13 protein-coding genes and 1 riboswitch are annotated in these 13,618 nt (G+C 71.6%); of the genes, 11 read left to right on the forward strand and 2 right to left on the reverse strand.

The features are described 5' to 3' along the window. The first annotated feature begins 9 nt into the window (after nucleotides 1-9). On the forward strand, nucleotides 10-924 hold the full coding sequence (locus tag ABD120_RS24405) for an alpha/beta hydrolase (RefSeq protein ID WP_343952354.1): 915 nt from the start codon (nucleotides 10-12) through the stop codon (nucleotides 922-924). After that, the gene (locus ABD120_RS24410; protein ID WP_343952355.1) at nucleotides 921-1,697 is read left to right on the forward strand and encodes an enoyl-CoA hydratase/isomerase family protein; all 777 of its coding nucleotides are present in this window, start codon (nucleotides 921-923) and stop codon (nucleotides 1,695-1,697) included. The genes ABD120_RS24405 and ABD120_RS24410 overlap by 4 nt, the downstream gene beginning before the upstream one ends. Here ABD120_RS24410 and ABD120_RS24415 read toward each other — a convergent pair. Together ABD120_RS24415 and ABD120_RS24420 are read right to left on the reverse strand one after the other, a co-directional pair. Then, entirely contained in the window at nucleotides 1,694-2,875 is a 1,182-nt protein-coding gene (locus ABD120_RS24415; RefSeq protein ID WP_343952356.1) for an acyl-CoA dehydrogenase family protein, read from the reverse strand. The two genes, ABD120_RS24410 and ABD120_RS24415, sit on opposite strands and share 4 nt — an antisense overlap. Nucleotides 2,876-2,901: 26 nt before the next feature. Then, nucleotides 2,902-3,492: a class I SAM-dependent methyltransferase gene (locus ABD120_RS24420; protein ID WP_343952357.1), complete on the reverse strand. Its 591-nt coding sequence runs from the start codon at nucleotides 3,490-3,492 to the stop codon at nucleotides 2,902-2,904. Between the two features lie 152 nt (nucleotides 3,493-3,644). On the opposite strand from ABD120_RS24420, the gene ABD120_RS24425 reads away from it, so the two are divergent. The 9 genes from ABD120_RS24425 to gcvP all read left to right on the forward strand — a co-directional run bounded on the left by ABD120_RS24425 (nucleotide 3,645) and on the right by gcvP (nucleotide 13,545). Beyond that, nucleotides 3,645-5,252 (forward strand): sensor histidine kinase, encoded by a 1,608-nt coding sequence (locus tag ABD120_RS24425; protein ID WP_343952358.1) that lies wholly within the window; start codon nucleotides 3,645-3,647, stop codon nucleotides 5,250-5,252. Further along, on the forward strand, nucleotides 5,249-5,917 hold the full coding sequence (locus ABD120_RS24430; RefSeq protein ID WP_343952359.1) for a response regulator: 669 nt from the start codon (nucleotides 5,249-5,251) through the stop codon (nucleotides 5,915-5,917). The genes ABD120_RS24425 and ABD120_RS24430 overlap by 4 nt, the downstream gene beginning before the upstream one ends. Nucleotides 5,918-5,946: 29 nt before the next feature. Next, on the forward strand, nucleotides 5,947-6,537 hold the full coding sequence (locus ABD120_RS24435) for a phosphoribosylanthranilate isomerase (protein WP_343952360.1): 591 nt from the start codon (nucleotides 5,947-5,949) through the stop codon (nucleotides 6,535-6,537). Nucleotides 6,538-6,820: 283 nt separating this feature from the next. Further along, nucleotides 6,821-7,402, forward strand: a complete 582-nt coding sequence (clsA, locus tag ABD120_RS24440) for a cardiolipin synthase ClsA (protein ID WP_343952361.1) — start codon at nucleotides 6,821-6,823, stop codon at nucleotides 7,400-7,402. A gap of 542 nt (nucleotides 7,403-7,944) precedes the next feature. Continuing rightward, on the forward strand, nucleotides 7,945-8,457 hold the full coding sequence (locus ABD120_RS24445; protein ID WP_343952362.1) for a double zinc ribbon and FHA domain-containing protein: 513 nt from the start codon (nucleotides 7,945-7,947) through the stop codon (nucleotides 8,455-8,457). After that, complete coding sequence (ftsR, locus tag ABD120_RS24450; protein ID WP_343952363.1) at nucleotides 8,454-9,110, forward strand: transcriptional regulator FtsR; 657 nt, start codon at nucleotides 8,454-8,456, stop codon at nucleotides 9,108-9,110. Before ABD120_RS24445 ends, ftsR begins: the two co-directional genes overlap by 4 nt. A gap of 94 nt (nucleotides 9,111-9,204) precedes the next feature. Beyond that, nucleotides 9,205-9,675 carry a bifunctional nuclease family protein gene (locus tag ABD120_RS24455; RefSeq protein ID WP_343952364.1) on the forward strand — a complete coding sequence of 157 codons (471 nt, stop codon included), beginning with the start codon at nucleotides 9,205-9,207 and terminating at the stop codon, nucleotides 9,673-9,675. Nucleotides 9,676-9,823: 148 nt separating this feature from the next. Continuing rightward, nucleotides 9,824-10,444, forward strand: coding sequence for a MerR family transcriptional regulator (locus ABD120_RS24460; protein ID WP_343952365.1), 621 nt, complete (start codon nucleotides 9,824-9,826; stop codon nucleotides 10,442-10,444). A gap of 26 nt (nucleotides 10,445-10,470) precedes the next feature. Further along, nucleotides 10,471-10,563: riboswitch (glycine riboswitch) on the forward strand. A 153-nt stretch (nucleotides 10,564-10,716) separates the two neighbouring features. Next, nucleotides 10,717-13,545, forward strand: a complete 2,829-nt coding sequence (gcvP, locus tag ABD120_RS24465; RefSeq protein ID WP_343952366.1) for an aminomethyl-transferring glycine dehydrogenase — start codon at nucleotides 10,717-10,719, stop codon at nucleotides 13,543-13,545. The last annotated feature ends 73 nt before the right edge of the window (nucleotides 13,546-13,618 follow it).

Consider the following 13,618-nt stretch of genomic DNA (forward strand, 5'->3'; position numbering starts at 1 on the left):
CTGCCGACCATGCCGCTGCACCCCCAGGCACGAGACCACGTCGCGAATCACCCGTCCGACCTCGGAGTCGATCCGGGCACGCTCGACCTGGCGGCGATCCGGGCGATGCGCGCCACCGACGGGTTCGCCGCCGAGCGCGGCCCGCTCACCCACCTGCCGTCCGTGCGCGACGAGAGCGCCGAGGGCGTGCCGATCCGCATCTACCGCGCCGACCGGGGCGAGGACGCGCTGCCCGTGCTCGTCTACTTCCACGGGGGCGGCTTCGTCTTCGGCAGCGTCAAGCGCAACGACGCCGTCGGCCGCGACCTCGCCCTGCGCACCGGCGCCGTGGTCGTGTCCGTCGACTACCGGCTCGCGCCCGAGCACCCCTTCCCCGCCGCCGCCGACGACGCCTGGGCCGTCGTCCGCGACGTGTTCGCCCGTCCCGCCTTCTACCAGGGCAACGGCCGCGTGGCCGTCATCGGCGACAGCGCGGGCGGCAACCTCGCCGCCGTCGCCGCCTTCCAGGCCCGCGACGCCGGGCTCGCCCTGGCCCACCAGGTGCTCGTCTACCCGGTCCTCGACGCCGCCGGCGACACCCCGAGCTACACGGAGTTCGCGCGCGGCTTCGGGCTCGACGCCGCCGAGATGTCCTGGTTCTTCGAGCAGTACGCCAAGGGCGCCGCCCCCGAGGACCCACTGCTGTCGCCGTTGCGCCTGCCCTCCTGCGAGGGGCTGGCCCCCGCCACGGTCGTCACCGCCGAGTGCGACGTGCTGCGTGACGAGGCCGAGCGCTACGCCGAGCGGCTCGCCTCGGCCGGGGTGCCGGTCGAGCGGCGCCGCTTCGACGGCGCGGTCCACGGCTTCTTCGGCCTGCCCGGCCTGTTCGACCAGGCGATCGAGGCCAGGGAGTACATCGCGGCCCGGCTGGCGGAGGCGCTGTGACGTACGAGCGGCTGAAGACCGACACCCCGTCGGAGGGGGTGCTGCGCATCACGATCAGCGCGCCGCGCAGGCTCAACGCCGTCGACGCCACCGGCCACCGCGAGCTCGCCGAGATCTGGCGCGACGTCGACCGCGACCCGTCCGTGCGCGCCGTCGTGGTCAGGGGCGAGGGCGAGGCGTTCTCGGCGGGCGGCGACCTGTCGATGATCGAGGAGATGACCCGCGACCACGCCACCCGCATGCGCGTCTTCGCCGAGGCCCGCGACATCGTCCGCAACCTCGTCGAGTGCGGCAAACCGGTCGTCTCCGCCATCCAGGGTCCGGCCGTCGGCGCCGGGCTCGCGGTCGCGCTGCTGGCCGACATCTCGGTCGCCGGCCGCACCGCGCGCATCATCGACGGCCACACCAGGCTCGGCGTCGCCGCCGGCGACCACGCCGCGATCATCTGGCCGCTGCTGTGCGGCATGGCCAAGGCCAAGTACCACCTGCTGCTGTGCGAGCCGGTGACCGGCGCGGACGCCGAGCGCATGGGCCTGGTGAGCCTGTGCGTCGACGACGACCGCGTCCACGAGACCGCCCTGGGCCTCGCCGTCCGGCTGGCCGAGGGGCCGCAGGAGGCGCTGCGGCTGACCAAGCTGTCGCTGAACAACTGGCTGCGCCTGGCCGGGCCGACCTTCGACGCCTCCCTCGCCATGGAGTTCCTGGGCTTCACCGGCCCCGACGTCCAGGAGGGCGTCAGGGCCCTGCGCGAGAAGCGCCCGCCCCGCTTCTAGAAGCTGCGCGGCAGCCCCAGCACCTGCGTGGCCAGGTGGTTGAGCAGCAGTTCCTCCGTCACCGGGGCGATCTTGCCGATGCGCGCGTCGGTGAGCAGCCGGGCCACGGGATACTCCAGCGAGTACGCCATGCCGCCGTGCGTCTGGAAGGCCGCGTCCGCCGCCTCCCACGCCGCCTGCGAGGCGGCCAGCTTGGCGATGTTGGCCTCGGTGCCGCACGGCAGATGCCGGTCGAAGGACCAGGCCGCCTTGTACAGCATCAGCCTGGCCAGCTCGATCTGGGCCTTGACCCGGGCCAGCGGGAAGGCGATGGACTGGTTGGCGCCGATCGGCCGGCCGAACACCTCCCGCTCCTTCGCGTAGGCGACGCCGACGCGCAGCGCCACCTCCGCGCCCCCGAGCGCGGCGGCGCCCAGCAGCACGCGCTCGGGGTTGAGGATGTCCCACAGCACCAGCGCGCCCCGGTCGACCTCGCCGAGCACGTTCTCGGCCGGTACCCGCAGGCCGTCGAAGAACACCGTGTTGGACGGGGTGGTGTTGGCTCCCATCTTGGGGATCGGCCGGTACGACAGGGTGCCGGCCGCCACCGCCTCCTTGACGTCCACCAGCAGCACCGTCAGCCCGTTCGTGCGCGGCCGGGCCTCGGCCGCCGGGATCGTCCTGGTCACCAGCAGCATCCAGGACGCCCGCTGCACCCCGGTGATCCACACCTTCTGGCCGTCGACCACGAAGTCGCCGCCGTCCCTGCGCGCCCTGGTGGTGATGGCCAGCGAGTTCGACCCGGCGTCCGGCTCGGTCAGCGCGAAGCACGTCTCGATCTCGCCGGTGGCCAGAGCGGGCAGTAACCGCCGCTTCTGCTCGGGCGTGCCGTGCCTGGCGACGGTGAGGGCGCCGAACCCCGGCGTGAGCACGTAGGTGAAGGCCGAGCCGCCCGCGGCCCCCGAGGCCGACAGCGTCTCGGTCGCGACGGTCAGCTCCAGCAGTCCCTGCCCGCCGCCGCCGTACTCCTCCGGGACGGCCAAGCCGAGCCAGCCGCCCGCCGCGAGGTCCCGCCACGCCTCCTCCGGCCAGCGTTTGTCGGTTTCGCACCGCTGCCAGTAGTCCATGTCGTAGCGGGCGCAGACGGCGCCCACACCGCGCTGGACCGCCAGCGCGCTGTCCGGAAGGGTGAAGTCCATCGAGCCATCGTAGAAGTTAGTTCTGTTCAGGGTCGAGGTCTGCGCGCGTGGAAGACGAAGGCGGGCGGCGCGTTCCGCCACACCGTACGGCCCGGCACGACCTCCTCGAACCGCTCGGCCAGCAGCGCCCTGAACCGCCGGGCCGCGCCCAGCGGGATCGCGTGGACGTAGGAGAACGTGGTGAAGACCGCGCCTGCCCCCATCGCCGTCGTCACCGCGTCCATGAGCTGCCGCTGCAGGTCGGAGGGGAAGGCCGCCCAAGGCAGCCCGCTTACCACCACGTCCGCCCGGCCGAGGCCGCGCTCGACGAGCAGCCCCGGCAGCCGGGCGGCGTCCCCCAGTACCACGTCCACTCCCGGGTAGCGCCGCGCCAGCAGCGTCGCGAGCGGCGCGTTCAGCTCGACGGCCAGATGGTGGCCCCTGCCGTTCAGCCTGCGCTGGATCTCGGCCGTGAACGGGCCGGTGCCCGGTCCGAGCTCGACCACCACGGGCTCGCCGCGCTCGGGGATCGGGCGGCTGACGGCCTCCGCCAGCCGCCGCGACGACGGCGCGAGCGCGCCGATCGTGGCGGGAGAGCGGAGAAACTGACCGAGGAACAGGGCGGAATCATTGGACATGCCGGAAAAGTTAGGTATTGCGACCCGGGTGGCGGATCGGTCCGCAGGGCGGATCGCGCGGCCACCGGAAGGGATCCGGCGGCCACTTGGAGGAGGCCCGCTCCTGCGGGTGGAGGAGCAGCGAGGTCGCGCGCGGGGATAGCGTTTGCCCCATGCGACTGCGATGGCGGGGTGTGCCGCTCGATCTGCTCCTCGCCGCCAGCGGAGTGGGGCTCGACCTGCTGCTGTCCGGAAACGCCCCCGTCGGGGAGCCCGGCGGCTGGTCGGCGGCCTACCTCGCCGTCCTGGTGGGCGCGCCGATGGGGTTCGTCAGGCACCGGCCCGCGTTCGTCGCCCTCTACCTGGCGGCCATGCTCGTCCTCACCGACCACGTCGGTGCCTTCACCTCCAACGCCGCCCAGATCCTGCTGTGCCTTGCCATCGGGCTCGCCGGATACAAGGAGAAGGCCCGTCTGCTCGTCCCCGTCATCGTGGTCGGCTGCGCGGCCTCCGCCGTCAACATCCTCGATCCCGGCGTCCCCGTCACCACGAACGCCTGGATCTTCTCCGTCCTGCTCTCGCTCGCCCCCGGAATCGTCGGCTGCTATCTCGCCAACCCCCTCGTCCGGCCCCATGAACGCAACGTCACCGCCGACGTGCTCCTCGCCGCGGGAGGCGTCGCCGAGAGCGTGCTCACCACCTGGACCGACTGGCACGGCTCCGGGCAGCCCGTCTGGGTCATCGGCCTGCTCTCCGTCGTCGCGGGACTCTCGCTCGGCATCGCCAGGCAGTTGCCCGGCCTCGTCTTCGTCTTCCAGGGTGCGCTGCTCGTCGCCGCCGACACCTACCTGCCCGACGTGGTCACCACCTGCCTGATCCTCACCCTGGTCACCATCGGGGTGTTCGCCATGCGGGTCGGCTCCTGGCTGTGGACCGGCGTCGTCTACCTCGCCGGCTGTTTCCTCGCCGCGACCGCCATCGTCGACGCCCCCGGCGACACCACCGTCGTGCGGGCCGCCGTCCTCATGGGACTCGTCGCCACCCCCGTCGCCATCGGCAGGAACCTCGGCGCCAGGCAGGCCACCGCCGTCGCCGAACGCGCCGCCGCCCGTGAATCGGCCCGCCACGCCGTCGCCCAGGTACGCGCCGACCAGCTCGCCGAACGCGAGCGGATCGCCCGCGAGGTCCACGACATCGTCGCCCACCACGTCGGCGCCATGGTCCTGCGCGCCGGAGCCGCCCACTACGCGGCACCGGAAGGGCCCGTCGCCGACGCGCTCGCCGACATCCGCAACACCGGCCACCAGGCGCTCGAAGACCTGCGCGGCCTGCTCGACGTGCTCCGCGACCCGGAAGGCGACGCCCACCTGCTCGCCGACCCCGGCGACGTGGTGCGCGAGGCCGCCGAGCGCATGACCGCCGCCGGTCTGCTCGTCGACCTCGCCCTCGACCCGGCGGTCGACCAGGCCCCGCTCGTGGCCCGAGCCTCCGCCGCCCGCATCGTTCAGGAAGGACTCACGAACGTGCTCAAACACGCCGGGCCCGGCACCCGGGTCTGCGTCAACGTCCGCCCGCTCGGCCCGTCGGCGCCCGGCCTCAGCGTCCGCGTGCACAACGACCGGCCGTCGTCCGCCGCCCCGCCGCTGCCGTCCTCCGGACAGGGCCTCGCGGGCAGTCGCGAGCGCGTGCGCGCCCTCGGCGGCGTCCTCACGGCGGGCCCGGACGGCGAAGGCGGCTGGCTGCTGTCGGCCACCCTGCCCACCGCACGGAGCCAGGCGTGATCCGCGTCCTGGTCGCCGACGACCAGGCGCTGGTGCGGGCGGGGGTGCGCATGCTGCTGCAGGCGGCCGGCGGCATGGAGGTCGTCGCCGAGGCGGAGGACGGGGCCCAAGCCGTACGGCTGGCCCAGGAACACCGGCCGGACGTCGTCCTCATGGACGTGCGCATGCCCCGCGTCGACGGCATCGAGGCCACCCGCCGCATCCTGGCGGCCAGCCCCGGCGCCCGGATCGTCATCCTGACCACGTTCGCCGAGGACGCCAACGTCTACGCCGCGCTCCGGCTCGGCGCGCTCGGCTTCCTCGTCAAGGACGACGAGCCCGAGCGCATGGTGGAGGCCGTCCGGCGGGCGGCGACCGGGGAGGCGCTGCTGGCGCCGTCGGTGCTGCGGCGGGTCGTGGAACGGGCGCTCTCGGCCGAGGAGCGCCAGTCCGGCGAGGCCGTGCCCGCCGGACTCACCGAGCGTGAACTCGACGTCCTCACCCTGCTCGGCGGCGGGCTGTCGAACGGCGAGATCGCCGAGCACCTGCACGTCGGGGTGACGACGGTCAAGACCCACGTGGCGGGGGTGATGGACAAACTCGGCCTGCGCAACCGCATCCAGGCGGCGGTGGTCGCCCACCGGATGGGCCTCGTGGACGCCGACTTCCGCCCGATCAGGCGCTGACCTCGCGCGGGCCTCGGTAGGCTGGGAGGGTGTTCGTGAAGATCTGCGGTCTCAGCGAGGAAGAGCATGTGCGGGCGGCCGTCGAGGGCGGCGCCGACGCGATCGGGTTCCTCCTGACGGACAGCCCGCGCCGCGTCACGCCTGAGCGGGCTGCGGAGCTGGGCGCGCTGGTGCCGCCTGAGATCCTGACCGTCGGTGTGTTCAAGGGCGAGGCCCCTGCTACCGTCCGGGCGCTCGCGCAGGCGGCCGGGGTGCGGGCGATCCAGCTCCACGGCAACCACCCGCACGCGGACTTCACCGCGCTCAAGGACCTCGGCCGCACCCTGGTGCGGGCCGTCTCCTTCGAGGCCGACCTGCGGTGCGGGGCCTACGACGAGGACCTGCTGCTGGTCGACGCCCCCAAGGCGGGCTCAGGGGAGCCCTGGGACTGGGCCGCGATCAAGGGCCGTCCCACGGGCCGCTGGCTGCTGGCGGGCGGCCTCAGCCCGGACAACGTCCGCACGGCGATCGCCGCCGCCGACCCCTGGGGCCTGGACGTCTCCAGCGGCGTGGAGATCTCCCGCGGCGTCAAGGACACCGATCTCATCCGCCGCTTCCTCACCGTCGCCCGCTCCGGCTGACCCTGTCCCCTCCTCTGCCCCCTCCTCGGAACCCCCTCCTCGGAACCCCCTCCTCGGAACCCCCTCCTCGGAACCCCCCCTGGAGAACGGGCGCCCTGGTGGCCGGTGGTCCCGTGCCCGGGATCCCGCCGTTCGGCGGGCACCGCTGGGAAGCGCCGGAGGCGGGCGCCGGCTGGAAAACAGGGCGGCGGCCCATGTCGTGACAGGTCATGAGACGTGCGGTCTCGGCCGGCCGGCCGTGCGCGGCGCAGCACATGGACATGGGGGACAGTAGGGTCACAACGTGAGTGTGACTTCTGGGGAGGACCGGATCTGGACGGTTCCGAACCTGCTGAGCTTCCTGCGCCTGCTGGGCGTGCCCGTGTTCCTCTGGCTCGTCCTCGGCCCCCAGGCCGATATGTGGGCCATCGCACTGCTGGCCGTGGCCGGGTTCACCGACTGGCTCGACGGCAAGATCGCGCGGGCGTTCAACCAGACGAGCCGGCTGGGCCGGATCATCGATCCGGCCGCGGACAAGCTGTACGTGTTCGCGACCGTCATCGGTCTGCTGCTGCGCGAGGTGATCCCGTGGTGGCTCGTGGCGCTGATCCTGGGGCGGGAAATCTTCGTCTCGTGTTTCGTTCCCGTGCTCCGCAAGCACGGTTATCGGGCGCTCCAGGTGCATTATCTGGGCAAGGCGGCCATGTTCAACCTCATGTACGCGTTCCCGCTGCTCTTCCTGGCCTCCCACTCCGGCTGGTATGCCGAAATATCCCGCATTGTCGGGTGGGCCTTCGCCCTCTGGGGCGTGGGCCTGTACTGGTGGGCGGCAGTGTTGTACGTGGTGCAGGTGCGCCAGCTGGTCAAAGCCGACAAACAGGAGTAACGCCTGCAAAGAGGGTGCCATGTCCGGCCCTCGCGCCCCCGGACCGGCCCTTCCCCTTCCATCGACCGGCTCCCCGTACAAGTCGGGACCGTCGCCGCCGCGCTGCCCGGCCGGAACGCATCGGAGACGTCCCCGATGATCATTCTCCGGGATATCGACTTACGCCAGTAGTTCCCTTCTCATCATGAAATACCGGACCTTATGAGAAAGGCGTGCGATGCCCTTTCGGCAACCCGCCGGACGGCCCGGCCCCGTGATCCTCTGCGGCGGCCCGCGACCCCGCCCGCCCCTCCCGGAGCCGGTGCGCAGGGCCCGAAACGCCGGGCGGGACGCCGGAACGTGGTAGAAAGGCGCGCGGCGGCATGGACCTTGAGCCGCGCTCAGCGGTAACTTTGTCACCGTCCAAACCTGTCGTCCAGCGCCCCGCCTTGACCTTTCCCGCTGATCAGCGTAAGTTGCGGCATTCGCAAACTTGAAGAGCGAAGCGAGGCGCGCCCCGAGCACCGTCGCCGCGACTTCGCGGTAGGAGGCCGAGCCGATCGATGCCGAGCGTCTACTGCACGCAGTGCGGGCACGCCAACCCCGAGGATGCCCGTTTCTGTTCCCGTTGTGGAACACCGGTGACCAGATACGAGGTCCCCGGTGACACCACGTCGACGATCTCGGTCGCGGGAATCGAGGCGTACGAGGCGGAGACCGGTGAGTTCTTGCTCGCCGAGCGCCAGCTGGTCGAGCAGCTGCCGCCCGGAGCCGCGCTGCTGACCGTCACCAGGGGCCCCAACGTGGGCAGCAGGTTCCGCCTCGACAAGGACCTGACCACCACCGGGCGCCACCCGGAAAGCGACATCTTCCTCGATGACATCACGGTCTCGCGCAGGCACGTGGAGTTCTACCGCCACAGAGGCGGGCAGTTCTCGGTGCGCGACGTGGGCAGCCTCAACGGCACCTACGTCAACCGCGAGCGCATCGAGGAAGTGCCGCTGCACTCCGGCGACGAAGTGCAGATCGGGAAGTTCCGCCTCGTCTTCCTGATGCGGACCGCCGTCGGCGCATGAGCTCGCAGGCGGCGCGCTCGCACATGAGCATCGGGGAGGTGCTCGGCCTGCTGCGGTCCGAGTTCCCCGACATCACCATCTCCAAGATCCGGTTCCTGGAGGGCGAGGGGCTCATCGAGCCCGAGCGCAGCCCCTCCGGCTACCGCAAGTTCACCCACCTGCACGTCGAGCAGCTGAGGTACATCCTGCGCGAGCAGCGGGACCACTACCTGCCGCTGCGGGTGATCAAGGAGAAGCTGGCCGAGGAGTTCGGCCGCCCGCGCGCGCTGCAGGAGGGGCCGCCCGAGGTGCGGCTGTCTCGCACCGAACTCCTGGAGGCCGCGGGCCTGTCGGAGGAGGCTCTCGCCGAACTCGAGGACTACGGGCTGCTCGCGGCCACGGCCAGGCGCTACGACGAGGACGCGCTCGTGATCGCCCGGTCGGTGGCGGCCCTGTCCCGTTTCGGGCTGCACGCCCGCCACCTGCGCGCGGTCAAGGCCGCGGCGGAGCGGGAGAGCGGGCTGGTGGAGCAGTCGGTCGCACCCATCCTGAAGCGCCGCGCTCCCGGCGCCATCGGCCACGCGGACGAGGCCGCGAGGGAACTGTCGAGGCTGCTGCTGGACCTGCACGCCGCGTTGTTCAGGGTCGGCATCAAGGATGTTCTGGGCCGGTGAGTTCACGAGTAGGTCACCGGCGGACCCTTCGGGCACCGGTGGGTGTTACGTTGAATTGCATAAGTGCCGTCAGGTGTCGGATACGGAGCAGCTCGTGTTGCAGATGGAGGTAGTGGGCGTTCGCGTAGAAATGCCCACAAATCAGCCGATCGTCCTCCTCAAGGAGGCGCACGGTGAGCGGTTCCTGCCCATCTGGATCGGCATGACCGAGGCCACGGCCATCGCGCTGGCCCAGGCGGAGGAGCCGCCCCCGCGGCCGCTGACCCACGACCTGTTCAGGGACGTGCTCAGCGCGCTGGGCGTCGGCCTGCGCGAGATCAACATCACCGCTTTGCGCGACGGCATCTTCTACGCCGATCTGGTCTTCTCCAACGGGGTCGAGGTGAGCGCCAGGCCGTCCGACTCCATCGCCCTGGCTCTGCGCACCGGAGCGCGCATCTACGCCAGCGAGGAGGTCGTCCAGGAGGCCGGGGTGATCATCCCGGACGACCAGGAGGACGAGGTGGAGAAGTTCAGGGAGTTCCTTGACACGATCTCGCCCGAGGACTTCGGCAGGGCGGGGTAGGTATTTCAGTGCATTTACGCTTCACGACGCGCCGAGCCGGATCGTTGACTGTGCCTGGTCACGGTCCTACGGTGCAAGTGAAACCCGTGGTCGCCCTTTTACGAACCCCCAGATCAGGCCATGGGATGAGAGAAAGCCGGAGGTCCGCGTGGCGGTCAGCAGCGGCGAGGGAAAGACGGCCGGCCAGGAAGATCCGGTGCGGCGCGAGAGTGCGCGGCAGCGTGCCGGAGAGCAGGGTCTGCTCTTCGACGACGCGCCGTCCGCGCTGCCGGCTGACATCGGCTACCGGGGCCCGACGGCCTGCGCGGCGGCCGGCATCACCTACAGGCAGCTCGACTACTGGGCCCGCACCGGGCTCGTCGAGCCAACGATAAGAGCCGCGCAGGGCTCCGGGTCGCAGCGTCTGTACAGCTTCCGCGACATCCTGGTGCTCAAAGTGGTCAAGCGGCTGCTCGACACCGGCGTCTCGCTGCAGCAGATACGCACGGCCGTCCAGCATCTGCGCGACCGGGGTGTCGGCGACCTTGCGCAGATCACGCTCATGAGCGACGGCGTCAGCGTCTACGAGTGCACCTCGGCCGACGAGGTCATCGACCTGCTCCAGGGCGGTCAGGGCGTGTTCGGCATCGCACTCGGCCGCGTCTGGCGCGAGGTCGAGGGGTCGCTCGCGGAGCTGCCGGGGGAACGAGCGGCGGCCGGTGACGACGACCCGGCCGACCACCCAGGTGACGAACTCGCACAACGCAGGCGTGCCCGACGTATCGGGTAAGTAGTAACCTATGCCCTGAAGGCTGATGACCCCCTGCGGGAGAGTCCCCGACCCGGTCGGGGCGCCGAAGGAGCAACCCTCCCCGGAATCTCTCAGGCAACCGGTACCGCTGGGGCGAGGCAACTCTGGAAAGCGGGCGCGTCCGCCAGACGCGCCTCACCGACGGTGCAAGCCCCCGTTCGTGAGGGGTGAAGCTCTCAGGTTCCATGACAGAGGGGGAGATCCGGCCACCGCGCAAGCCTGGTCTCCACAGCCTCCGGGAGGGCACCCTCATGACCGACCTGACAGCCCCGCCGTTCGCCACCCGGCATATCGGCCCTTCCGCCGACGAGCAGCAGCGCATGCTGGAGGCGGTGGGCTTCGAGTCCGTCGCCGACCTGGTCGCGGTCGCCGTCCCCGAGGCCATCCGGGTGAAGGACCCTCTGAAGCTGCCGGCCGCCGCCACCGAGAGCGAGACGATCGCCGAACTGCGCGCGCTGGCCGACCGCAACCAGGTCATGACCTCGATGATCGGCCTGGGCTACCACGACACGATCACGCCCGCCGTCATCCGGCGCAACCTGCTGGAGAACCCCGGCTGGTACACCGCGTACACGCCGTACCAGCCCGAGATCTCCCAGGGCCGCCTGGAGGCGCTGCTCAACTTCCAGACCGTCGTCTCCGACCTCACCGGCCTCGACGTGGCCGGGGCCTCCCTCCTCGACGAGGGCACGGCCGCCGCCGAGGCGATGACGCTGGCCCGCCGGGCGGGCCGGTCGAAGAGCGCCGTGTTCGTCGTCGACGCCGACGCTCTGCCCCAGACCAAGGCCGTCCTCGCCACCCGCGCCGAGCCCCTCGGCATCGAACTGGTCTTCAGCGACCTCGACGGCGATCTGCCCGAGTGCTTCGGCGTCCTGGTGCAGTACCCCGGCGCCTCCGGGCGGGTGCGCGACTTCCGTGCCGTCGCCGAGCGTGCCCACGCCTCCGGGGCGATCGTCGTGGCCGCCGCCGACCTGCTTGCCCTCACCCTGCTCGCCTCGCCCGGTTCTCTGGGCGCCGACATCGCGATCGGCTCCTCCCAGCGCTTCGGCGTGCCGTTCGGATTCGGTGGCCCGCACGCCGCGTACATGTCCGTGCGCGAAGGGTTGCAGCGGCAGATGCCCGGCCGCCTCGTCGGCGTCTCCGTCGACGCCGACGGCGCTCCCGCCTACCGCCTGGCCCTCCAGACCCGCGAGCAGCACATCCGCCGCGAGAAGGCCACCAGCAACATCTGCACCGCGCAGGTGCTGCTGGCCGTCATCGCCGGAATGTACGCCGTCTACCACGGCCCCGACGGGCTGCGCCGCATCGCCCGCCGCGCCCACGCCCACGCCGTCACCCTCGCCGAGGTACTGCGCGCGGGCCGGGTCGAGGTCGTCCACGAGGTGTTCTTCGACACGGTGACCGCCCGCGTGCCCGGCCGCGCCGCCCAGGTCGTCGCCGAGGCCGCCAAGCGCGGGGTCAACGTGTGGCAGGCCGACGCCGACCACGTCTCCGTCGCCTGCGACGAGAAGACCGAACTCGCCCACCTGGAGCGGGTCGCCGCCGCCTTCGGTATCCCTGTCGAGCTGTCGGATCTGGCCGACGAGCGCGCCCTGCCCGCCGGGCTCGCCCGCGACGACGACTACCTCACCCACCCCGTCTTCCACAGCCACCGTTCGGAGACCGCGCTGCTGCGCTACCTGCGCAAGCTCCAGGACAAGGACATCGCGCTCGACCGCTCCATGATCCCGCTGGGCTCCTGCACCATGAAGCTCAACGCGACCACCGAGATGGAGCCCATCACCTGGCCCGAGTTCGCCGCCGTGCACCCGTACGCGCCCGCCGAGCAGGCCGAGGGCTACCTGGAGCTGATCGGCACGCTTGAGTCCTGGCTGGCCGAGGTGACCGGCTACGACGCCGTCTCCATCCAGCCGAACGCCGGATCCCAGGGCGAGTTCGCCGGGCTGCTGGCCATCCGCGCCTACCACCGGGCCAACGGCGACCTCGGCCGCGACGTCTGCCTCATCCCGTCCTCCGCGCACGGCACCAACGCCGCCAGCGCCGTCATGGCCGGGATGCGGGTCGTCGTGGTCGCCTGCGACGACGACGGCAACGTCGACCTCGCCGACCTCGACGCGAAGCTGGCCAAGCACCGCGACACCCTGGCCGCGATCATGGTCACCTACCCCTCGACCCACGGGGTGTACGAGGAGGCCATCACCGAGATCTGCGCCAAGGTCCACGACGCGGGCGGCCAGGTGTACGTCGACGGCGCCAACCTCAACGCGCTCGTCGGCCTCGCCAAGCCGGGCGAGTTCGGGGCCGACGTGTCCCACCTCAACCTGCACAAGACCTTCTGCATCCCGCACGGCGGCGGCGGGCCCGGCGTCGGACCCGTCGCGGTCCGCGGCCACCTGACCCCCTACCTGCCCGGCCACGCGCTGCGCGACGGCTCGCCGGTCGGGCCGGTGTCGGCGGCGCCGTACGGGTCGGCCGGGATCCTGCCGATCTCCTGGGCCTACATCCGCATGATGGGCGGCGAGGGCCTGCGCTCGGCCACCGAGCAGGCGATCCTGTCGGCCAACTACCTCGCCCGCCGCCTGGCCCCCCACTACCCGGTCCTGTACACCGGGCGCGGCGGGCTGGTTGCCCACGAGTGCATCATCGACCTGCGCCAGATCACCAAGGAGACCGGCGTCACCGTCGACGACGTCGCCAAGCGCCTCATCGACTACGGCTTCCACGCGCCCACCATGTCCTTCCCGGTGGCGGGCACGCTGATGATCGAGCCGACGGAGAGCGAGGACCTGGGCGAACTGGACCGCTTCGCCGAGGCGATGGTCGCCATCCGGGGCGAGATCGCCAAGGTGGCCTCCGGCGCCTACGACGCGACGGACAACCCGCTGCGCAACGCGCCGCACACCGCCGAGTCGGTGGCCGCCGACGAGTGGACGCACCCGTACTCGCGGACCGAGGCGGCCTACCCGCTGGCCTCGCTGCGCGACGGCAAGTACTGGGTGCCGGTCCGCCGCATCGACCAGGCATACGGGGACCGCAACCTGGTGTGCTCCTGCCCGCCGTTGTCGGCGTACGAGGACTAGGGCTTCCCGCTTCTTCGTAGAAGGCTGGTCTGAGTCACGGCGTAGAGGCTCTGTCTATTACGGCGAAGCCACC

This window comes from Nonomuraea longicatena, assembly GCF_039525605.1.
Classification (GTDB): Bacteria; Actinomycetota; Actinomycetes; order Streptosporangiales; family Streptosporangiaceae; genus Nonomuraea; species Nonomuraea longicatena.

What these genes read in the sequence shown, in the direction of transcription:
- ABD120_RS24405 (WP_343952354.1), top strand. Translation starts at nt 10, where the DNA reads ATGCCGCTGCACCCCCAGGCACGAGACCACGTCGCGAATCACCCGTCC.
- ABD120_RS24415 (WP_343952356.1), bottom strand. Translation starts at nt 2,875, where the DNA reads ATGGACTTCACCCTTCCGGACAGCGCGCTGGCGGTCCAGCGCGGTGTG.
- ABD120_RS24420 (WP_343952357.1), bottom strand. Translation starts at nt 3,492, where the DNA reads ATGTCCAATGATTCCGCCCTGTTCCTCGGTCAGTTTCTCCGCTCTCCC.
- ABD120_RS24425 (WP_343952358.1), top strand. Translation starts at nt 3,645, where the DNA reads ATGCGACTGCGATGGCGGGGTGTGCCGCTCGATCTGCTCCTCGCCGCC.
- ABD120_RS24445 (WP_343952362.1), top strand. Translation starts at nt 7,945, where the DNA reads ATGCCGAGCGTCTACTGCACGCAGTGCGGGCACGCCAACCCCGAGGAT.
- ftsR (WP_343952363.1), top strand. Translation starts at nt 8,454, where the DNA reads ATGAGCTCGCAGGCGGCGCGCTCGCACATGAGCATCGGGGAGGTGCTC.
- gcvP (WP_343952366.1), top strand. Translation starts at nt 10,717, where the DNA reads ATGACCGACCTGACAGCCCCGCCGTTCGCCACCCGGCATATCGGCCCT.